The organism is Streptomyces sp. NPDC003697 (assembly GCF_053587115.1).
This window is the reverse complement of sequence record NZ_JBSFNN010000111.1, coordinates 1-18,056: the sequence shown is the minus strand read 5'-3', so window position 1 is coordinate 18,056 and position 18,056 is coordinate 1. Positions and strand designations below refer to the sequence as shown.

At 73.0% G+C, this 18,056-nt stretch carries 20 protein-coding genes and 1 pseudogene; 12 read left to right on the top strand and 9 right to left on the bottom strand.

The genetic code is table 11. From position 1 onward, the window contains the following. Positions 1-369 precede the first annotated feature (369 nt). Positions 370-1,677 (top strand): hypothetical protein, encoded by a 1,308-nt coding sequence (locus ACWDNY_RS28770; RefSeq protein WP_451648732.1) that lies wholly within the window; start codon positions 370-372, stop codon positions 1,675-1,677. A 325-nt stretch (positions 1,678-2,002) separates the two neighbouring features. On the opposite strand, the gene ACWDNY_RS28765 is transcribed toward ACWDNY_RS28770, so the two are convergent. Then, a complete protein-coding gene (locus tag ACWDNY_RS28765; RefSeq protein WP_451648731.1) occupies positions 2,003-3,427 on the bottom strand; it encodes a hypothetical protein in 1,425 nt (474 codons plus the stop codon). A 595-nt stretch (positions 3,428-4,022) separates the two neighbouring features. Here ACWDNY_RS28765 and ACWDNY_RS28760 point away from each other — a divergent pair. From ACWDNY_RS28760 to tgmB, 3 genes are all read left to right on the top strand, one after another. Next, positions 4,023-4,364 (top strand): YkvA family protein, encoded by a 342-nt coding sequence (locus ACWDNY_RS28760; protein ID WP_451648730.1) that lies wholly within the window; start codon positions 4,023-4,025, stop codon positions 4,362-4,364. Positions 4,365-4,484: 120 nt separating this feature from the next. Then, positions 4,485-4,676 (top strand): putative ATP-grasp-modified RiPP, encoded by a 192-nt coding sequence (tgmA, locus tag ACWDNY_RS28755; RefSeq protein WP_451648729.1) that lies wholly within the window; start codon positions 4,485-4,487, stop codon positions 4,674-4,676. 15 nt (positions 4,677-4,691) lie between these two features. Next, on the top strand, positions 4,692-5,675 hold the full coding sequence (gene tgmB / locus ACWDNY_RS28750) for an ATP-grasp ribosomal peptide maturase (RefSeq protein ID WP_451648728.1): 984 nt from the start codon (positions 4,692-4,694) through the stop codon (positions 5,673-5,675). 103 nt (positions 5,676-5,778) lie between these two features. On the opposite strand, the gene ACWDNY_RS28745 is transcribed toward tgmB, so the two are convergent. Beyond that, positions 5,779-6,036 carry a DUF5133 domain-containing protein gene (locus ACWDNY_RS28745; RefSeq protein WP_451648727.1) on the bottom strand — a complete coding sequence of 86 codons (258 nt, stop codon included), beginning with the start codon at positions 6,034-6,036 and terminating at the stop codon, positions 5,779-5,781. Positions 6,037-6,179: 143 nt separating this feature from the next. Next, positions 6,180-6,455: a WhiB family transcriptional regulator gene (locus ACWDNY_RS28740; protein WP_451648726.1), complete on the bottom strand. Its 276-nt coding sequence runs from the start codon at positions 6,453-6,455 to the stop codon at positions 6,180-6,182. Positions 6,456-6,704: 249 nt separating this feature from the next. On the opposite strand from ACWDNY_RS28740, the gene ACWDNY_RS28735 reads away from it, so the two are divergent. After that, a complete protein-coding gene (locus tag ACWDNY_RS28735) occupies positions 6,705-7,583 on the top strand; it encodes an oxygenase MpaB family protein (RefSeq protein WP_451648725.1) in 879 nt (292 codons plus the stop codon). Between the two features lie 150 nt (positions 7,584-7,733). Here the strand turns inward: ACWDNY_RS28735 and ACWDNY_RS28730 are convergent, their stop codons facing one another. Then, the gene (locus ACWDNY_RS28730; protein WP_451648724.1) at positions 7,734-8,288 is read right to left on the bottom strand and encodes a hypothetical protein; all 555 of its coding nucleotides are present in this window, start codon (positions 8,286-8,288) and stop codon (positions 7,734-7,736) included. Between the two features lie 28 nt (positions 8,289-8,316). Further along, the gene (locus tag ACWDNY_RS28725; RefSeq protein ID WP_451648723.1) at positions 8,317-8,835 is read right to left on the bottom strand and encodes an ATP-binding protein; all 519 of its coding nucleotides are present in this window, start codon (positions 8,833-8,835) and stop codon (positions 8,317-8,319) included. 230 nt (positions 8,836-9,065) lie between these two features. On the opposite strand from ACWDNY_RS28725, the gene ACWDNY_RS28720 reads away from it, so the two are divergent. From ACWDNY_RS28720 to ACWDNY_RS28710, 3 genes are all read left to right on the top strand, one after another. Beyond that, on the top strand, positions 9,066-9,296 hold the full coding sequence (locus ACWDNY_RS28720) for a DUF397 domain-containing protein (RefSeq protein WP_451648722.1): 231 nt from the start codon (positions 9,066-9,068) through the stop codon (positions 9,294-9,296). Positions 9,297-9,394: 98 nt separating this feature from the next. Next, positions 9,395-10,315: a helix-turn-helix domain-containing protein gene (locus tag ACWDNY_RS28715; RefSeq protein WP_451648721.1), complete on the top strand. Its 921-nt coding sequence runs from the start codon at positions 9,395-9,397 to the stop codon at positions 10,313-10,315. 220 nt (positions 10,316-10,535) lie between these two features. After that, the gene (locus tag ACWDNY_RS28710; protein ID WP_451648720.1) at positions 10,536-11,666 is read left to right on the top strand and encodes a PP2C family protein-serine/threonine phosphatase; all 1,131 of its coding nucleotides are present in this window, start codon (positions 10,536-10,538) and stop codon (positions 11,664-11,666) included. 82 nt (positions 11,667-11,748) lie between these two features. Here ACWDNY_RS28710 and ACWDNY_RS28705 read toward each other — a convergent pair whose 3' ends face one another. The 3 genes from ACWDNY_RS28705 to ACWDNY_RS28695 form a co-directional block, all read right to left on the bottom strand. Next, complete coding sequence (locus ACWDNY_RS28705) at positions 11,749-12,582, bottom strand: SAM-dependent methyltransferase (protein ID WP_451648719.1); 834 nt, start codon at positions 12,580-12,582, stop codon at positions 11,749-11,751. Positions 12,583-13,067: 485 nt separating this feature from the next. Next, the gene (locus ACWDNY_RS28700) at positions 13,068-13,799 is read right to left on the bottom strand and encodes an alpha/beta hydrolase (protein WP_451648718.1); all 732 of its coding nucleotides are present in this window, start codon (positions 13,797-13,799) and stop codon (positions 13,068-13,070) included. Positions 13,800-14,249: 450 nt separating this feature from the next. Further along, the gene (locus ACWDNY_RS28695) at positions 14,250-15,269 is read right to left on the bottom strand and encodes an aldo/keto reductase (RefSeq protein WP_451648717.1); all 1,020 of its coding nucleotides are present in this window, start codon (positions 15,267-15,269) and stop codon (positions 14,250-14,252) included. A gap of 154 nt (positions 15,270-15,423) precedes the next feature. Between ACWDNY_RS28695 and ACWDNY_RS28690 the strand changes: the two genes are divergently transcribed. The 4 genes from ACWDNY_RS28690 to ACWDNY_RS28675 all read left to right on the top strand — a co-directional run bounded on the left by ACWDNY_RS28690 (position 15,424) and on the right by ACWDNY_RS28675 (position 17,836). Further along, positions 15,424-16,017: a TetR/AcrR family transcriptional regulator gene (locus tag ACWDNY_RS28690; protein ID WP_451648716.1), complete on the top strand. Its 594-nt coding sequence runs from the start codon at positions 15,424-15,426 to the stop codon at positions 16,015-16,017. A gap of 38 nt (positions 16,018-16,055) precedes the next feature. Continuing rightward, positions 16,056-16,202: an SDR family oxidoreductase gene (locus ACWDNY_RS28685; RefSeq protein ID WP_451648715.1), complete on the top strand. Its 147-nt coding sequence runs from the start codon at positions 16,056-16,058 to the stop codon at positions 16,200-16,202. Between the two features lie 259 nt (positions 16,203-16,461). Further along, on the top strand, positions 16,462-16,695 hold the full coding sequence (locus ACWDNY_RS28680) for a hypothetical protein (RefSeq protein ID WP_451648714.1): 234 nt from the start codon (positions 16,462-16,464) through the stop codon (positions 16,693-16,695). Between the two features lie 253 nt (positions 16,696-16,948). After that, positions 16,949-17,836: a Gfo/Idh/MocA family protein gene (locus ACWDNY_RS28675; RefSeq protein WP_451648713.1), complete on the top strand. Its 888-nt coding sequence runs from the start codon at positions 16,949-16,951 to the stop codon at positions 17,834-17,836. A gap of 150 nt (positions 17,837-17,986) precedes the next feature. Here the strand turns inward: ACWDNY_RS28675 and ACWDNY_RS28670 are convergent. Next, positions 17,987-18,056: pseudogene (locus ACWDNY_RS28670) on the bottom strand (NADH-quinone oxidoreductase subunit NuoK); the annotation flags it as partial.

The window sequence follows — 18,056 nt, the reverse complement described above, 5'->3', positions numbered from 1 at the left end:
GCCGCACCTGCGATGCCAGGTGCGGCCCACTGCCGAGCACGGCCCCGGTGCGTGAAAGGCTCGCGCGGCCGGACCGCCGGGCCGGTCAGGGGGCGAGCGGCCGCCGAGGTCACCCGTTTCCCCGACGGATGCGTCCCGCGCCGCACGGCACCCCGGGTGCCGTGCGGGGATGCGGACAGCAGCCGCTCCGGCGCGCGGTGATCCGGCGGCGTACCGGCAAACGCCGGCCCGCCCCCGCGGCCGGACGGGGTGCGTCGTCCATCGGACGGCGCACGGACACACCGCCACGACGGCCCCCGGCCCACCCATCCTGATCTGGCATGACGAATACTGGGGGGAAGCCCTCCGTCCCCGCCCGTTGATTGGCCCATGTCGAACTTCCCCTTCCTCTCCCCCGCCGCCCGTCCCGTCGTCCCGGCCACGGTGTGGCTGGCCCGTGGCCACCACGCAGGACCGGCCACGGAGACCGTGGTCCGGCGCCACCTGGAGAAGCTCAAGGCCGACGCCGTCATCCAGGACCATCTCGAACAGGACCGTCCCGAACCGGAGGACGCCGGGGCGGCCGCGGAGCAGGTCTTCGAGGCCCGCTGGCAGGCCCCGGGTGACGTGACCGTGCGCGCCAGACTCGCACTCACGCCGCACCGCGACTCGGCGGACGCCCGGGAGTGGGTGCTGGTCGCGGAGGCGGAGCGGCCCTGGGATCCGCGCTGGCCCTCGCCCGCCGCCGTGTTCTGGCCGCAGGAGCCCGACGCGGGCTGGGACCGGGACGCCGCCGGCCTCAGGCTCGGCGACGTCAACCGCCTCCCGGAGGACGACGACAAGGCGTTGCGGCGCGTCCTGCGGCACGCGGGACGCGACACCTGGAGCATCCACGTCGTCGTGCACGAGGCCATGACGCCCGACGAGCGCGGCCGCCGGTCACTGGTGCGGATGCTGCCGCCCGGCCTGCGGCACCGCGTGGTGGAGCACCGGGCGGCGCCGCACCGGCTCAGGGCGGTCAACTGGGCGCTGGAGGAGTCAGCCGTCGAACTGCCCCGCGGGGGCGCCGTCGTCCTGCCGGGCAGTCCCGCGCCGTCCGGCTACGACCGGCGGGAGTTCTCCGTGCGCACGGTCTTCCTGGACGGCACGGAACCCAAGGAGCTGATCGACGCGGTGACCCGTTTCGCCGCGCTGCCGCGGCCCCTGCCGGAGGGTGCCGACGCGGCGCTCACGGCGCTGCGCGAGGAGTGGCACCTGGTGACCGTCGAGGAGGAACTGGCGCGGGCCCGCGCGCTGGTCGCGATGTACGCCGACGCCCTCGAGGCCATGACGAAGTCCCGCGACCTGTACCGGGATGCGGCCGAGCGGGCCCACGAGGCACTCGCCGCCTACCGCGACTACGAGGGCACACTCCCCGCCCCGAAGCCCTCCTCGACGCCCGCCCAGTCGCCGCTGCGGCAGCTGACCCGAGGGCTCGGACGGCTCAAGGAGACCGCGCTCTCCCTGCGCCCCGCCGCCTCCGGGTCCGGTCCCGGCGGCACCGGTTCCCTCCCCCCGGGCGGTGCGGACTCCCCGGACGGGACCGGTGCCGATCCGGCGCCCGGGACCGGCACCGGGTCCCTGCCGCAGAGCCGTAAGGACTCCGACAGCCGCTCCGTTCCGACGGCCGGCCCCGTGGCCGGGGGGACCACCGACTGAGAGGCGGCCCGGCGGATCGTGCCGTGGACGCGGGCTGCAAGGCATCGCCGGTCTCCTCCGACTTGATCCGCCGGACACCCCCTGACCGCTCCGACGCGGGCCGCCTGCCGGGCGGGTGCCGTCGGCCCACGCCCTGCCGCGCCGGAGGGCCGGGCGGCGCGGCAGCGCTTGGAGCCGTGGCGGGGCGCGGCGGGGTCCGGCAACGTGCCCGGCCGACACCGCGCCCCGCACCACTGGTCCGGTGGTGCGGGGCGGGTGGAGGCCGGGTGGGAGTGCCCGGACGCGCTGCCGGTCGGGGGCTCCGACCCCCGGCCGGCGAGAAGCGTCAGTCGGTCGGCTGCGGCGCCGTACGCCGCTCGGCCACCCGCACCATCACCAGCAGCGCCAGTGCCGCGAGGGAGGCCAGCGACGCGCAGGCCGCGGTCATGCCGGCGCTCCGGGGCGGGGCCACCGTGATCTCCAGGGCGCGGGACAGTTCGGGCGGCCGGAGGCGGGCGGCGAGGAAGCCGGCGCCCGCCAGGGCCGCGGGCAGCACGATCCCGGCCACCAGCACCGCCACGCGGGTGTGCAACGCCAGCAGCAGCGCCAGCAGCACGCACATCCCGGACGCGGCGAGGGTCAGGCCGTAGACGCCGGGTGGCGCGCCCTCCCGCCGCAGCGGGAAGTGCGCGGTGCCGCACACCACCAGGGCGGCGGCCGCCAGCCAGCCGGGCCAGAAGAAGCGCCGGGAGGGCCGGCCGTGCCGCGCGCCGCCGTGGGTGCGGCGCTCGCCGCCGTACACGTCGAGACCGTCGCCGTCACCGGTGCCGGCTTCACCCCCCTCGCCGCCCTCGACGGGCGAGCCGGAGAGTGGGGCGGCCTCGGCGATCGTGGACGCCGACGGCGCACCGGTGGGGACGGCAGGGCTCGGGCGCACTGACGGCGCACCGGCGCCGTCCGCGGAGTTCGCGGGAGCGAGAGGCACACCGGTGGCATCCGCGGGGCCGGTGCTGGGCGCGCCCGCGGGGGCCGTGGAACCCGCGGGCCCGGGCGGCACATCGGTGAGCCCCGCGGAAACCGCGCATCCCGGCGGAGTACCGGTGAGCCCCGCGCGGCCCGCGTTCCCGGGCGGCGTACCGGGGAGCCCGAGAGGACCCGCGGGCGCCGGCGGCGCACCGGGGAGGTCCGTGGGCCCCGCGTTCGCGAGCGCGGTCTCCTCGGCGAGGGTGACCGGAACACCTACGGCCGAGTCGAGTCCGTCCCGCTGCTGCCGCGCCAACCGGCCGATGAGTTCGACGAGTTCGTCGACGGTCCGGCCGGTGACAGCCGCCCGGACCACCTCCCGGCCGCAGTGCGGCTGCTGCGGCGCCCGGTGCAGCAGTGCCATCAGGCGCGTCACGTCCTCGACGTCACGGCTCTCGACCGCGGCGCGGATGATCTCGTCGGCGCTGCGGGCCTCGCGCGGCGGCCGGGTCAGCTCGGAGACCAGGCGGGCGACGTCCTCCACCGGGCGGTCCGTGCCGACCGCGCGCAGCACGTCGACGACGGCGTCCGCGTACTCCGGCGACTGCTCCAGCAGGGTGACCAGTTGGGCCACCTCGTCCAGGGGCCGTGCGGTGACGGCGGCGCGCACCAGGCCGCGCACCGGATCGCCGTCCACGCCCTCGCACTCGCCGCCACCGGCGGTCCCGGACCTCGACTCGGCGCAGCGGATCTCCTCGGTGAACGCTATGACGGACTGGGTCGGATGGGGTGTAGAGCGGGTGGTCATCCTGGGCTCCAAGGCAGGGGTGCGGCCGCTCCTGCGCCTGAGAAGCGCGACACGCGTATTACCTTGACCATTACTAAGGTCCCCCCGGCCGCCCCGCCAGTCGGGCACGGCGCACGGATGACATCCCGGACGGCACCGGGCTCGGCGCCTTCTCCGGAGCGCCGCACGCGGGCCCCCGCGCGGCGCTCGGCGTGGTCTTCCGCCGGTCGGCCGGCGTTCGCCGGCAGATGCCGCCGAGGAGGGCGCCCAGGGGGAGGGTGCATCGGACGCACAGCAGGAAACAGCTCCGCACGGCCCGCCTTCAGGGACGTCGAGGCCAGCTCGACAGAGAGTCCGGCCCACCTTTCGGGTGGGCACATCGAGTCCCGCATCTCTGCGGTGATGGGCATCCGACAACTCGTCACCATCTCCCCTCCTGGGAAGCGCACACGGACTCTCACGACGGATCAGCCGCTGCACAGTTCGCCGCGTTTGCACCAGACGTGGCCGCCCGAAACTCCGTTCCGCCCGTTCGGCGGCCATACGCGAACGGCAACCGGGCATCCGGAGAGGGACGAACGTCGTCCGGCGGCGGAGAAGGAGGCGGGGGCGGACCGTGGACTCCACCACGAAGGTGCTGATCGTCGCCGGGCTGGTCGCGGCCGCCGTCCTCGCCGTGGCCGTGGGCCTGCTGGTGCGGCTGGTCCGTACCCGGCGGCACCTGCGCCGCGCGGGGCTCCCCACGGGACCGCGCTGGGTGTTCTGGGGGGCTGTCCTCTACCTGGTCCTGCCGACCGATCTCGTGCCCGACCCGGTGTACCTGGACGACATCGGCGTCCTGCTTCTCGCGCTGCGCACCCTGCGTGGCTCCGCCGACGTGCGGCTGCCCCGGCCGGCGCGGGGACCGCTGCGTTTCGGCCGAAGTGAGCAGCCCGGCCCCGGTGACTACGCTCCGTAAGGAACCCAACCACCCGTTCGATTCGTATAAGTCTGGGGAAACGAACCGAAGCCAGCGGGCCAAGCGACGCCGCAAGGGTGACCACCGCTGTACCGGGGCTGCACCGACAGGGGAGAGACGATGCAACCGTTCGCGCTCAACTACGCACGTCCTGCTGTGGAACACGACACCACCACGCCGTACGCCTACGACTGCGGACTGCAGCTGAACGTCCTGGTGGACGGGCGGATCGCCGCGTCCGACCACGCCCTGCTGAGGGAACTGGGCACCACCACCTCGACGGCGGGCTCCAAGACGCACTTCGACGACTGAACACGGCCCGCGACGATGACGGTACTGATCCTCACCGGCGAGGAGGACGTGACGGCGGACATGGTGGTGGTGCACCTGAACGCGTCCGGCGTCCCCGTGGTCCGGCTCGACCCGGCCGATCTGACGGCGGGCGTCGCGCTGTCGGGCGAGTGGGTGCACGGGTCCTTCCGCGGCCATCTGTCGTCGGGGGGCCGGCTGGTGGGCCTGAACAGTCTGCGGTCCGTCTGGGTGCGCCGGCCCGGGGTTCCGGCCGCCCGGGCGGCCCAGCCGTCGGCCTGGCTCGGCGAGGAGTCCGCGCAGGCGCTCTACGGCATGCTGCGCGGCTGCGAGGCACGCTGGATGAACCATCCGGACGCGGCCCACCGTGCCCGTCACAAGCCCTGGCAGCTGCGGCTCGCCCAGCGCAGCGGCCTGCCCGTCCCGGCCACCCTGGTGACGACCTTCCCGCAGGCCGCCCGCGACTTCGCGGAACGCTTCCCGGACCTGGTGGTCAAACCGGTCTCCGGCGCGCATCCCCAGGAGCCGCCCCGGGCCGTGCCGACCAGCCGCGTCGCTCCGGACGCGGACTTCTCAGCCGTCGCCTACGGACCCACCCTGCTGCAGCGCCGGGTCGCCAAGCGTGCCGACATCCGGCTGACGGTCGTCGGCGAGACGATGCTGGCCGCGCGGAAGGAGACCCCCGCGGACGCCGATCCCGACGAGGTCGACGTGCGCTTCGCCTCCTCCGGCGGCCCCTGGCGTCCGGCGGAGGTACCGCCGCGGCTGACCGCGGCCGTGCGCGCCTACATGGACGGGGCCCGGCTGGCGTACGGCGCCTTCGACTTCGTGGAGGACGCCGACGGGACGTGGTGGTTTCTCGAGTGCAACCAGTCAGGCCAGTTCGGCTTCATCGAGGTGGACACCGGCCAGCCGATCGCCGGCACCATCGCCCGGTGGCTGGCCCGCCGCGCTCCGCGGGACGCGGACGACAGCGCCGACCGGCACACGGTGACGCCGTGATCGGGACGGCGGCCGAAAATGTTCGTGGCCGAACCGTTACCCTCGCGAGCTCCACAGTCCGGCACTCCGTGCCATGGCACGACCCGGCCTCCGCCCCGGGGGGTCACACGGCCAGCGACAGCCCGCCCTCCCCGTCCGGGTCGGCGGCGACGCCCGCCATCCGCCCGGAGGCGACGAGCAGGGCGTCCGCCTTGGCGATCGCGTCATCGAGGCGGTTGGTACCCATCATGACGCACAGCGTGTAACTGACGTCATCGAGCTCCCGAGCCGCCTCTGCTCTCTCCCTCTCCGCCTGAGCGATCTTCAGCGATGCGTACCGAGTCAGCAATGTCCTGACGGCCTTCGGGTCCGGAACCAGCACGGAGCGCCCCTCTCTCGAGTTTTGCTCCGTATGCCCCAGGCACGCCGTGCCATGCATCCGGCTCGCCTCTCGACACACGATTGTCGAAATAGTGCCCATGCCCGGCGGATTCCGCCGTACCCGGCACAGCCGCACCGACCGCTTCAGACATCGGGGCCCCCGGCCCCGCGCGACGCCAGGACGCGACGGCGCTCCGTCGCGGTCATGCCGCCCCAGATCCCGTCGCGTTCACGGTTGCGCAGGGCGAACGCCCGGCACTCGCGCAGCACGGGGCACCGGCGGCACACCGCGCGCGCCTGTTCCGTCTGGCGCAGGGACAGGCCGCCGTCGCCGAGCGGGAAGAAGAGTTCGGGATCCTCGGAGCGGCACGCTCCCCGTTCGCGCCAGTCCATGGCCGGATCGGTCGGACACCAGTTCACCGGAGACCTCCGCTGCAACACCAGGCCGCTCGTTGTCCGGGCAGCTCTCGTCCGCGGCGCGCGGAAGCGCGCCGCCCGACCCGGCAGAGGTAACCCGCAATATAGGCGTTGTGCGGCATACTGCCAAGAACCGGGCGCACGGCCCCGGCGGCGCCGGAAGGACTCCCTCCGGCGGGCGGGGGCAGAAGACCTCCCAGGGGACACCGGCCAGGGTGCCGGGACGGCGCGGGAGTGGCAGGAGGCGGTGCCATGAGACTCCTCCGGGCGGACGGGCGGGTGCTGCGCGAGCGCCTCGCCCACGAGATCCTGTCCCGGGTGGCGGGGCCGGACGCCCCGGACAAACGCGCCCGCATCCACGGCACCCCGGGTCCCCGCTGGTTCGAGCGGGACCGGCCGATCCGCAGAGTGCACGGGGACGCCTCGATGTTCATCGGCGGTCTGTCGGCCCTGCTCCTGCAGTCCCTGCACCCCCTGGCCATGGCCGCGGTCGACGCCCACTCCGGGTTCCGCGGGGACCCCTGGGGGCGGCTGCAGCGGACGAGCACCTTCCTCGCGGTGACCACCTACGGCACGGCCGACAGCGCCCGGCAGGCGTGCGACCGGGTGCGGACGATCCACGAGACGGTACGGGGCACCACGCCCGGCGGGCAGGCGTACCACGCCTCCGATCCGCATCTGCTGGGCTGGGTCCACGCCGTCGAGGTCGACAGCTTCCTGCGCGCCCACCAGCGCTACGGTGCGCGACCGCTGGACGACGACGGGTGCGACGGCTACGTGGCGGACATGGCACGGATCGCCGTCGAGCTCGGTGTGCCGGACCCTCCGGTGAACCGGGCGGAACTGGCCGGGCGCCTGGCCGCCTACCGCGGGGAGCTGCGCGGGACGGGCCCCGCCCGCAGCACGGCGCGCTTCCTGCTGCTCGATCCGCCCGTGCCGCTCCTCGCGCGGCTGCCGTACGGCGTCATCGCCGCCAACGCCGTCTCGCTGCTGCCGGTCTGGGCCTCGCGGGAACTGTGGCTGCCCCGGCTCCCGCCGGCCGAGGGACTGTGCGTACGGCCGCTCGGCAAAGCGGTGACCTCCGGGATCCGCTGGGCGCTGCCCGCTCCCCCGCGGTCGGCCCAGTCGTAGGGACGGACCAGGGACCGGGCCGGATCGAGACCCGGCGCGGCCGGTCGCGCGGCGCGGCGTCGCCGGCATACGGGCAGCTCCCGCCCGATCCGGTCACGTGGCCATGCGGGCGGGCACGGCCGCCCGCCGCCCGCGCCGCACCTCGGGACGTCACTCGGCGAGGGCGTCGGCGAGCTCCGTCGTGGCCTGGGCGAGCTCCCTGTCGGCCTCCCGCACCTCCGCCAGCATCCTGCGCAGGGCTCCGCGGCGGGCCCGGACCGCCTGCCGGGCCCTGCGCTCCCACACCAGGTGGTTCTCACGGTGGTTGAGGAGCTTGGGATAGACGGTGGCGACGCTCTCCCACTGCCGGGCGTCGGCGATGTTCTTGAGCAGCTTGACGATCTCGGGCCGGCAGGTCACCCCGGGCGACTGGGCGAGCTCCCACAGGAAGGGGACCGCGGCGGCGGTCGCCTGCTCCACGACGAAGCCGTACTGGCAGATCCGTTTCCGCAGATCGTCGAGGGCCGCCCGCGCCGTCGCCGCGTCCCCTCGGGCCACGTCGTCGAGCAGCAGGGGAATGGCGGCCGCCGAGCCGGTGGAGTCCTTGATGTCGCGCCATGGCACTTGGTCCAGTCCGGCGAGGGGCGTGGTGGCGGCCACGTGGCCCGCCGGTGTCTCGCGGTCGGTGCACTGGGGACTCGGCTGCTCCGTCGGTGCGGTGCGCATGGCGTCGGACCTTTCCGCGGCGGTGGTGTCAGTGGGAGGGACGGGTGGACAACTTCGCCCAGACGGTCTTGCCCCGGGGAGGCCGTGGGGCCCAGCCCCACTCCTCGGCCAGGGCGTCGACGATGCACAGACCCCGACCGTGCTCCTCGAACTCGGAGCGAGCCGCGGCCGCGGGCACGGGGCGGTCGTCGCAGGGGTCGGAGACGGTGAGTGTCACATGGGTCCGTTCCAGCGCCAGCCCGAGCCAGACGTCCGCGCCGGCCGCCGGGACGAACGGCACCGCGTGCGTCGCGGCGTTGGCGGCCAGCTCGGTGAGGACGAGGGCGGCGTCGTCGCCCCGGTGGGCGAGCGACCACTGGCTCAGGGTCTCACGGGTGAACGCCCGCGCCCGCGCGAACCCCTCGCGCCCGCACTCGACACGCAGCGCCACGGAGGCGATCGCGCCGGTGATCACGTCCCACTCCGGGCGGGACGACGCGGCCGGCGTCCCTCTCGCGTTCGCGCCGGGCACCACCGCCCCGTCCGTCCTCGACGCGGCTGCGCTCATCGTTTCGAGTTCCCGGCTCGCAGGTGAGGGCACGGCATCTCCCTGATGCGACGTCACCGAACGGCGTCCACGGGGGGTTGACGCCGCGGCTATTATCCACGCTGAGCGCCCTCGCGTGCAATTGCACGCGAAATTTCCCGCGAAAGTGCGCGGGAGGGAGAGGGGCCCGGCGCGGAGCCGTCGGCCCCCACCCCGTACGTCCGGGCAACGTGAACAGCAAGGAGAACGCGGTGCCACCAGTGCAGAACGGAGTGCGGGCCAGTTCGCTGGACGCCCGCTGGACGAAGAGCCGCCACAGCAACGCCGAGGGCAACTGCGTCGAGGTCGCCGCTCTCCTCGACGGCGGCATCGCGGTGCGCAACTCCCGTGACCCCGACGGCCCCGCGCTGGTGTACACCCCCGCGGAGGTGGCCGCCTTCCTCGCGGGCGCCAAGGACGGCGAGTTCGACCATCTGGTGTAAGCGGAAGGCGATGTGCCGACTCACCCGGCCGGATGCCGTTCCGGGCACCGCCGTGCCATAGTGTAGGCCTCAAGTCTGCCGGTCTACTGGGAGTCAGGATGTCCGCCGAGCCGCATCGCATCTCCCGACTCGAACCTTATCTGGACCGCTCCGAACCGGCCCCGACGCTGCTGAAGATGCTGGTCGGCGTCCAACTGGCGGGTTTCCGCGAGGACGCCGGCATGTCCCAGGACCAGGCCGCGCGCGCCCTCGGTTTCAGTGCGGCGAAGCTCTCGCGCATCGAGTCGGGCAAGGGCCGCCGGCCCCCGGCGGAGGACGACGTCCGCGCACTGCTGGAGCTGTACGGCACCGACGACTACGAGTCCTCGGTCCTGCTGAAGCTGCTGCGGCGCGCGGGCGAGCCCGGCTGGTGGCAGCGCTACGACAAGCGGCTGATGCCGGAGTGGTTCGACCGGCTGGTCGGCCTGCAGGAGGCGGCCGCGGCCATCCGCACCTTCGAGATCCAGTACGTGCCCGGTCTGCTGCAGACCCCCGCCTACACGCGTGCGGTGGTGGAGCGCGGACTGCCGACCGCGTCGGCCGGCGAGGTGCAGCGGCGGGTCGAACTGCGTACCCGCCGCGCCGAGTTGGTGACGCGCAAGGACGCTCCGCAACTGTGGGCGGTGCTCGACGAGTCCATCCTGCTGCGCGTCCTGGGCAGCCGCGAGGTGATGCGCGACCAGCTCGCCCATCTCATCAGGATGGCGGAACGGCCCAACGTGACCGTGCAGGTCGTCCCCCTGGACGTCACGAACGCCTCCGCGCCCGGCATCCCGATCACGTACCTCCGCTTCGGCGGACTCGACCTGCCGGACGTCGTCTACCTCGAACACATCAGGAGCGCCAACTTCCTGGAGGACCGGGACGAGACGGAGGAGTACCGGATCGCCCTGGACCGCCTGGCCGACGAGGCCCTCACGCCCCAGGAGACGCTGGCGCTGCTGCGCAAGACGATGGAGGACCGCTACGCCACGCCGTGACGGCGGCTGCCTTCCGGTCACCGCCTCCGCCGCACGCTCACCCAACACGCCCCCTCACAGGGACACCACCGGTGTTCCGTGCGGGGGCGTTTTCGTGTGACTGCCCGTCTGCCGGGCGCCCGCCTGTGACCCGCTGTGCCGTCAACGACGGCCGGACCGCGAAGGGCCGCCGAAGAACCCAGTGATGCGGAGACGGGGGACACCCCGCAGAGTGGACTGCATGGGTCTGCGAGCGCGATGGGGGTACGAGGACCAGCAGAACCGCTGGCTGGTGCTGGTTCCGGTCTCACTGATCGTGCTGATCACGGTCGTCGACGTCCACTCCCCCACCAGCGTCCATCTCGGGCCGCTGCTGGTGATCGCCCCCGCTCTCGCGCCGTCGGTCGCCGGGCCCCGGACCACCGCGGCGATCGGCGCCCTCGCGGTCGCCGCGCAGGTGTGCATCGGCGTGCTGCACGGTGGACTGACCACCAGCAACCACCTCGCCCAGATCGCCGCGCTGACCGTGCTGTCCGTGCTCATCGTGCTGTTCACCGTGGTACGCGAACGCCACCACCGCCAGCTGGTCCGTGCCCAGTCGGTGTCCGAGACCGCCCAGCGCGCCCTGCTGCGCCCGATGCCGGACCGAATCGGACCGTTCCAGATCGCCTGCCGGTACCTGGCCGCCGAGGAGGAGACCCAGATCGGTGGCGACCTCTACACCGCCACCCGTGCCGACCGCACCACCCGCCTGCTGATCGGGGACGTCCGCGGCAAAGGCCTGGCCGCGGTCGGTGAGGCCGCCCTGCTGCTCAGCGCCTTCCGCCTCAACGCCGCCCACCACCCCGGCCTGCCCGACCTCGCCACCGCCCTGGACACCCACGTCCAGCGCTACCTCGTCGACTTCGCCTCCACCGGCGACGAAACCGGGGAGCACTTCATCACCGCCCTGCTCCTGGACCTGCCCGACGACAGACCCGTCGCCCACCTCACCAACTGCGGACACCCGCCGCCCCTGCTCCTGCGCCCCGGGCGAGCGCCCCAGCCGGTCGACGCCGACACCGCCCCACCGCTGGGCGCCCACCTGCGCCCGGTGGACGCGCACGCCGACCACACCGTGCCCTTCGAGGCCGGCGACACCCTGCTGCTCTACACCGACGGTGTGACCGAGGCGCGCGACGGCTCCGGCAGGTTCTATCCGCTGGCCGAGCGTGTCGCCCGCTGGACCCACTGCGCTCCGGCCGCGCTCGTCGCACACCTGTGCCGCGACCTGCTCGCCCACGCCGGCGGCCGTCTGGGCGACGACGCCGCCCTGGTCGCCGTCCACCGTACCCGGCAGCAGCACAGCGGCGGCACCCGGGGAAGGAACTGATCCCCCCGGGTCGGCACTCGAGTGCCGGCCCGGCGGGCGAAAGGGGCGGCGGAAGACGGTCAGACGGTCCGCCGGAAGGCGGTCAGCGGACCAGGCCGATGCCTCCGAACTCGACCCACTCGTACGTGAGCTGGCGCGGTGCCACCTCCGTGTCCGGTCGCCAGGTGGATACTTCCACCAGGCCCGGTTCGAGGATCTCCAGGCCTTCGAACCACTCCGCGACGTCCTTCTCCTCGCGGACCCGGCCCCAGTTCCCCTGGGTGGCCTGCGCCATGAAGTCGGTGACGGAGGAACGCACCTCAGGGTCATCGCTGACCAGCTGGCACATGAGCAACGGGCTGCCGGGGGCCAGCCGTTCACGGACCCGGCGGACCACCGCCGAGGGTCCGTCGGTCTCGCTGTCCGGGATGCAGTGGAACACCGAGTTGAACAGCACGGCCACCGGCTCCGAGAAGTCGATCAGCCGCTGGGTGTCCGGGTGCGCGAAGATCTCGTCGGTGTTGCGCAGGTCGGCGTGGATGACGGCGGTGCGCTCGTCCTGCTGCAGCAGCGCCCGGCCGTGCACCAGCACCATGGGGTCGTTGTCGACGTACACCACGTGCGTGGTGGGGTCGATGCGCTGGGCGACCTGGTGGACGTTGTCCTGGGTGGGCAGGCCGGAGCCGTGGTCGAGGAACTGCCGGATCCCGTACTCCCGGGCCAGCGTCCTGACCGCCCGCTGCAGGAAGCGGCGGTTGTTCAGGGCCAGCCGCCGGGTGCTGGGGACGACCTTGTCGAGCTCCTCCACCGCCGCGCGGTCGGCCGCGTAGTTGTCCTTGCCGCCCAGGTAGTAGTCATACATCCGTGCGGCCGTCGGCACGCTCTCGTCGATGTTCGTGGACAGCTGGTTCTCCATCGATCCCCCAGATTCCGCCATGGTCACCGCGCCAACTGGGCTGGCACGACGGAACAGTACAGCGTGGCGGACCGGCTCCCGGCCCAACCGGGGAACCCGCGCGGAGCACTCGCACCTTCTGTCCGGTCCTTCACGGAAAAACCCCAGCCGCCGAGCGTGCCGGGCGTCAATTGGCATAGGCCAAAGCACAGTTCGACAAGTCGAAACCCGAAGTCCCTTGCGAATACGCTGGGTTGGTTGACTCCACCGGCGTGAGACCGGATATTCCTCGGCCCCCTGTCACTCGTGTGCGTCCTCCTCATGCACCGGACCGCCCACCGCCCCGCGGCCGGGTTCGAGGACGTAGACGCTTTTCCTGCCGATGGCCGGTACCGGCGCGATCGGGGCGGGTGTGCATCCGCCGGCCACCGCCGTCGAGGCGGGCCGTGGCCCGTCCTCGACGAGCGGCGTCCTGCCCGGCGCCGCCTGCCGTCTGCTGCCGGCCCGACGGCGGGGGCAGTCGGCGGCTACCTCAGGTGCCGGGTGAAGAATCTTGCCGCAGCCTCCCCGGCGGACCGCGGCACGCCGGTGTGCCCGCCCATATTGGCCTCCAGGGTCTTCTCCTTGGCGCCGAAGGCGTCGAACAGGTCCAGGGCGGCCTGCCGGTCGTTCCCTTCGTCGTCCCACTGCAGCAGGACGTGCAGCGGAATGGTGACCTGGCGGGCCTCCTGGAACATGGCGCGAGGCACGAAACTCCCGGCGAAGAGACCGGCGGCCACGATGCGCGGCTCGACCACCGCCAGCCGGATGCCGATGGAGATCACTCCCCCTGAGTACCCGACCGGACCGCCGATCTCGGGCAGCGGAAGGAGGGAGTCCAGGGTGGCCCGCCATTCCGGGACCGCCCTTTCGACGAGCGGGAGGACGAGGGCGTCGACGATCTCGTCGCTGACCGGCTCGCCGGCCTCAATCGCCCGGCGCAGGTCGGCGCGGGCCTGTTCGGCGGCGGGCCAACGGGGCCGGTCACCGCTCCCGGGGAGCTCGATCGTGGCCGTGGCGAAGCCCTCCGCGGCGGAGTGGCGGGCCCGGCTCACCAGTCGGGGGTACATCGTGTGCAGTCCGCCGGGGTGGCCGAGCAGGATCAGCGGCGCCGGTGCGGACTCGGATCCGGGCGTCCACAGGATGCCGGGGATCTCGCCGAGGGTGAATTCGCGTTCGAGGACGCCGTCGTCAAGGTGCCGCTCAGAAGTGAATCGCATGGTCGTGCCTTTCGGGAGTGCGCTGCAACGGCGCTCCCGGACGACCTATCGCCCGACCGTGACCCCGGAGGGGAGCACCCATGTCGATACTGTGTCCACGGGTACCACCTCCTCGTTCTCTCGCACGGCCTCCGGGAGACTAGCAGTGGTCGCCGTGGTGCGCCCAACGGTATTTCGCGGCGGCTCGGTGGGGCCCCTACCGCGCACAGTTGCGCGCTCCGGCCGCACCGCCGTACTCCCGGCGCGCGGACGCCGGGGCCGGTGAGGGCGGTGAAACGAGGGCCCCGGCGATCGTCGTCATGGCTCCGGCGACCCGGTTCGTCCCGCGGCGGGCGGCACCGGACGGGCTGGGCGGGGAGTCGGGGAGATGAAGCGGAATTTGCTACCGCCCTCCACTGCTGCAGCTTCGGGACGTCGCACAAGAGGATGTGGAGGCTGTCGCTGGGGTGATCAGCGGCGCCGCAGGGACGGGTTGAGTAGCGAGGGCGGGGTGTCGTTCTTCTCGTGTGCGGCAAGGTCGGCACCGGGGGCGACGATGGCGTCGATCACGTCGAGTACGTCGGCGGAGAACTTGGTGTCTGCGGCGGCGAGCTGCGAGTGCAGGTGGTCCAGCGTGCGGGGGCCGACGAGCGCGCTGGTCACGCCGGGGTGCGCGGTCACGAAGCCGAGCGCGAGCTGGATCATCGTCAGGCCGGCCTCGTCGGCGACTCCGGCCAGCCGTTCGATGGCGTCGAGCCTGGCCCGGTTGGAGGGGATGGTGGTGTCGAAGCGTTGCGGCATGAACGTTGAGCGGCTGGTGGTGATTTCCCTGCCCTCGCGGATCGCGCCCGACAGCCAGCCCGAGGCCAGTGGGCTCCATACCAGGACGCCGAGCCCGTACTGCTCGGTCACGGGCAGCACATGGGTCTCGATGCCGCGCTGCAGGATTGAGTAGCTGGGCTGTTCGGTGACGTAGCGGCTCAAGTGGTGCTCCCGGGCGGCCCACTGGGCTTGCACGATGCGGTAGGCGGGAAAGGTCGAGGAGCCGAAGTAGCGGATTTTTCCCGCGCGCTGCAGGTCTGTCAACGCTGACAGAGTCTCCTCGTCGCTGGTGTTCGGGTCCCACCGGTGGATTTGGTAGAGGTCGACGTGGTCGACGCCGAGCCGACGCAGGCTGTCCTCCAGAGCGGTGACCAGCCAGCGGCGCGAGCTGCCCTGGCGATTGCGCTCGTCGCCCATCGGCATGGTCGCCTTCGTGGCCAGCACGATGTCGTCGCGGCGGCCCGCGATGGCCTTGCCCACCATCTCCTCCGACTCGCCGCCGCTGTACACGTCGGCAGTGTCGATCAGGTTGATCCCCGCCTCCAGGGCGGCGTCGACGATGGCGGTGACCTCGTCCTGGCTGGTGCGCCCGACCTTTCCGAAGTTCATCGCGCCGAGCGCGAGCGTGCTGACCTGCACACCGGTGCGGCCCAAGGTGCGGTACTGCATGACCGTGCCTCCTCATAGCGGGTGAAGCGTGGTGCATTGCATGGCTTGGTTGCCGGGCCCCTGCTCTGGCATCATGAGCAAAACGGAACCCGGTTCCGAAACAATACGGAACACGGTTCCGTTCTTGCAAGCGGCGAGCGGAAGGAGCAGTGCGGTGAACGACAGCGAAAAGGGCACAGGACAAGCAGCCCCGTCCAGGCGGAAGGACGCCCGGCGCAACCAGAAGACCCTGCTCGATGCGGCCGCCGCGGTCTTCGTCACGTCAGGCGTAGACGCGCCGGTACGCGACATCGCGGCCAAGGCCGGCGTCGGGGTGGGCACAATCTACCGCCACTTCCCGACGCGAGCGGACCTCATCATCGGCGTCTACCGGCACCAGGTCGACGCCTGCGCCGATGCCGGTCCGGCCCTGCTGGCGACCAGCCCGTCCCCGCGCTCCGCACTAGGGCAGTGGATCAACCTCTTCGTCGATTTCGTGGTGACCAAACACGGACTCGCCGCCGTGCTGCAGGCCGACAACACCGGGTTCGAGGCGCTGCATGCCTACTTCCTCGACCGCCTCCTACCCGTCTGCACCGAACTGCTCGAAGCCGCAGCCGTCGCCGGCGAGATCCGCCCCGACATCGACGCGTACCAGCTCATGCGCGGCGTCGGAAACCTCTGCATCGGCGCGGAGAGCGATCCCCGCTACGACGCACGCCGCATGGCCGAACTCCTCGTCGCAGGGCTACGCCGGCCACACCACTGACCTCGGCGACCTCGCGCGTGCGGCTCTGCCAAGAGGTCGTGCGATCGCCGCCGCCCGGATCGACCGCTGCCCTCGGCCACTTCGGCACCGCCGAGGAAGCCGCCGCCTCGGCCCTCTTCCTCATGGCCAACAACTACGTCACCGGCCAGATCATCACCATCGACGGCGGCGAAACACTCAGCTGACACCGACCCCCACCACCTGGGCTCAGACCTGAGCATGACGGCAGCGCGTACGCAGGTCTGTCCAGTGATCACAGACCGTCGCAACTCCGTGATCACCAGGACCTCTGCCCGCCTCGTCGCCAGGGACTCCCCACGCCGCCTATCTGCGCGACCTCTTATCGACAGATCCCCCCCGATCGTCACCGATTCTTCACGTCGCCGAACCCATGGGCGGTGGCGTCCGGAGCACCCGCACCGTGTGTCGGATTGAGGGGATGCCGTGCTTTTCGTCGCTGTTCTGCTGCTGCCGCTCGTGTCAGTGCTGCTGCTGGTCATGGACCGGCTGGAGGATCGTGTGCTCGGCACCGCCCCGGCGCGGCGCAGGCATGCCGGGCGCCGCGGGCATCTGCGCCTGATACCCGGCGGCCGCCAGGACGCCCCGGCCGGCGGCGGCCTTCCGGCCCGGGCCGGGCGGGGCGCGGACGCCGCCCACAGGCGGCGACGCGCCGCGTGAACCGCGTGCCGTCGCGATGGGGGCGGCCTGAACGGGAGCCGCGGCGGCCGGCCTGAACGGCGCACCGCCCCGGGCCGCGCGTCGTCGCGACGGGCGGACCCGCGAACCGTAGCGGCGGGCGGCCGGCGGCGGGCAACCCACCTGCACCACCCCGTGGGCTGCCCGCCGCCCCCGTTCGTGTGACACGCTCGGCCAGGACCGGCCCCGGACAGGGGGGCCGTCATCCTGTTCGGCACGGCGGAGAGGCAGTGGCATGCGGATCGGACTGCTCGGCACCGGCCCCTGGGCGCGGACGGTCCACGCGCCCGCACTGAGCGGGCACGGCGACCTGGAGTTCACCGGTGTGTGGGGGCGGCGCCCCGACGCTGCCAAGGACCTGGCCGAGCGGCACGGCACCCGGGCCTACGACGACGTCGACGCGCTTCTGGCCGACGTCGACGCGGTCGCCGTCGCCCTGCCACCGCAGGTGCAGGCCGGGCTCGCGGTGCGCGCCGCGCGCGCCGGATGCCACCTGCTGCTCGACAAGCCCCTCGCGGCCACCGTGCCACAGGGGCGCGCCGTCGTCGAGGCCGTCCGGCAGGCAGGCGTCGCCTCGGTCGTCTTCTTCACCACCCGCTTCCATCCCGAGCCGGCGGCCTGGATCACGGAACAGGCGGGCCGCGAGGGATGGTTCACCGCGCGGGCGCAGTGGCTCGGGGCGGTGTTCACCGGTGACAGCCCGTTCGCCGCGTCACCGTGGCGGCGGGAGAAGGGCGCCCTGTGGGACGTCGGTCCGCACGCCCTGTCGGTGCTGCTGCCGGTGCTGGGCGACGTGCGGGGGGTGACCGCCGCCGCGTACGGTCCCGGGGACACGGTGCACGTGGTCCTGGACCACGCCGGCGGGGCGTCGAGCACGCTGACCCTGAGCCTCACCGCTCCCCCGGCGGCGGCGGGAGTCACGGTGGAACTGCGGGGCGAGGCGGGGGTGGCGGCTCTTCCCGACGGCGCCGAGGGAGCGGTCCCGGCCTTCGCCCGCGCCGCCGACGCGCTGCTCGCCGCCGCCCGGACCGGGCTGTCCCACCCGTGCGACGCGGCGTTCGGACTGCGCGTCACCGAGATACTCGCGGCGGCCGAGCGCCTCCTGGGCCGCGGCACCGACTGACCGTCGGCACCCGCGGACGCCCACCACCCGGCGACGGGCCACGCCCACTGGCGCCCGCCGCCCGTCCACCGGCGGCACCCGCTGACCGCATCACCCGACGACCGGCTCGCTGTATCGACCGGCGCGCGACCCCAGAGGGTCGCCGACCCCTTACAGCTTCATCAGGCTGGCGTCGTCGACCGAGGCCGAGTGGCGGGAACGGAACAGCGACACGATGATC

What these genes read in the sequence shown, in the direction of transcription:
- ACWDNY_RS28705 (WP_451648719.1), bottom strand. Translation starts at nt 12,582, where the DNA reads ATGGCGGAATCTGGGGGATCGATGGAGAACCAGCTGTCCACGAACATC.
- ACWDNY_RS28735 (WP_451648725.1), top strand. Translation starts at nt 6,705, where the DNA reads ATGAGACTCCTCCGGGCGGACGGGCGGGTGCTGCGCGAGCGCCTCGCC.
- ACWDNY_RS28765 (WP_451648731.1), bottom strand. Translation starts at nt 3,427, where the DNA reads ATGACCACCCGCTCTACACCCCATCCGACCCAGTCCGTCATAGCGTTC.
- ACWDNY_RS28715 (WP_451648721.1), top strand. Translation starts at nt 9,395, where the DNA reads ATGTCCGCCGAGCCGCATCGCATCTCCCGACTCGAACCTTATCTGGAC.
- ACWDNY_RS28770 (WP_451648732.1), top strand. Translation starts at nt 370, where the DNA reads ATGTCGAACTTCCCCTTCCTCTCCCCCGCCGCCCGTCCCGTCGTCCCG.
- ACWDNY_RS28730 (WP_451648724.1), bottom strand. Translation starts at nt 8,288, where the DNA reads ATGCGCACCGCACCGACGGAGCAGCCGAGTCCCCAGTGCACCGACCGC.
- tgmA (WP_451648729.1), top strand. Translation starts at nt 4,485, where the DNA reads ATGCAACCGTTCGCGCTCAACTACGCACGTCCTGCTGTGGAACACGAC.
- ACWDNY_RS28695 (WP_451648717.1), bottom strand. Translation starts at nt 15,269, where the DNA reads ATGCAGTACCGCACCTTGGGCCGCACCGGTGTGCAGGTCAGCACGCTC.
- ACWDNY_RS28725 (WP_451648723.1), bottom strand. Translation starts at nt 8,835, where the DNA reads ATGAGCGCAGCCGCGTCGAGGACGGACGGGGCGGTGGTGCCCGGCGCG.
- ACWDNY_RS28700 (WP_451648718.1), bottom strand. Translation starts at nt 13,799, where the DNA reads ATGCGATTCACTTCTGAGCGGCACCTTGACGACGGCGTCCTCGAACGC.
- ACWDNY_RS28710 (WP_451648720.1), top strand. Translation starts at nt 10,536, where the DNA reads ATGGGTCTGCGAGCGCGATGGGGGTACGAGGACCAGCAGAACCGCTGG.
- tgmB (WP_451648728.1), top strand. Translation starts at nt 4,692, where the DNA reads ATGACGGTACTGATCCTCACCGGCGAGGAGGACGTGACGGCGGACATG.
- ACWDNY_RS28675 (WP_451648713.1), top strand. Translation starts at nt 16,949, where the DNA reads ATGCGGATCGGACTGCTCGGCACCGGCCCCTGGGCGCGGACGGTCCAC.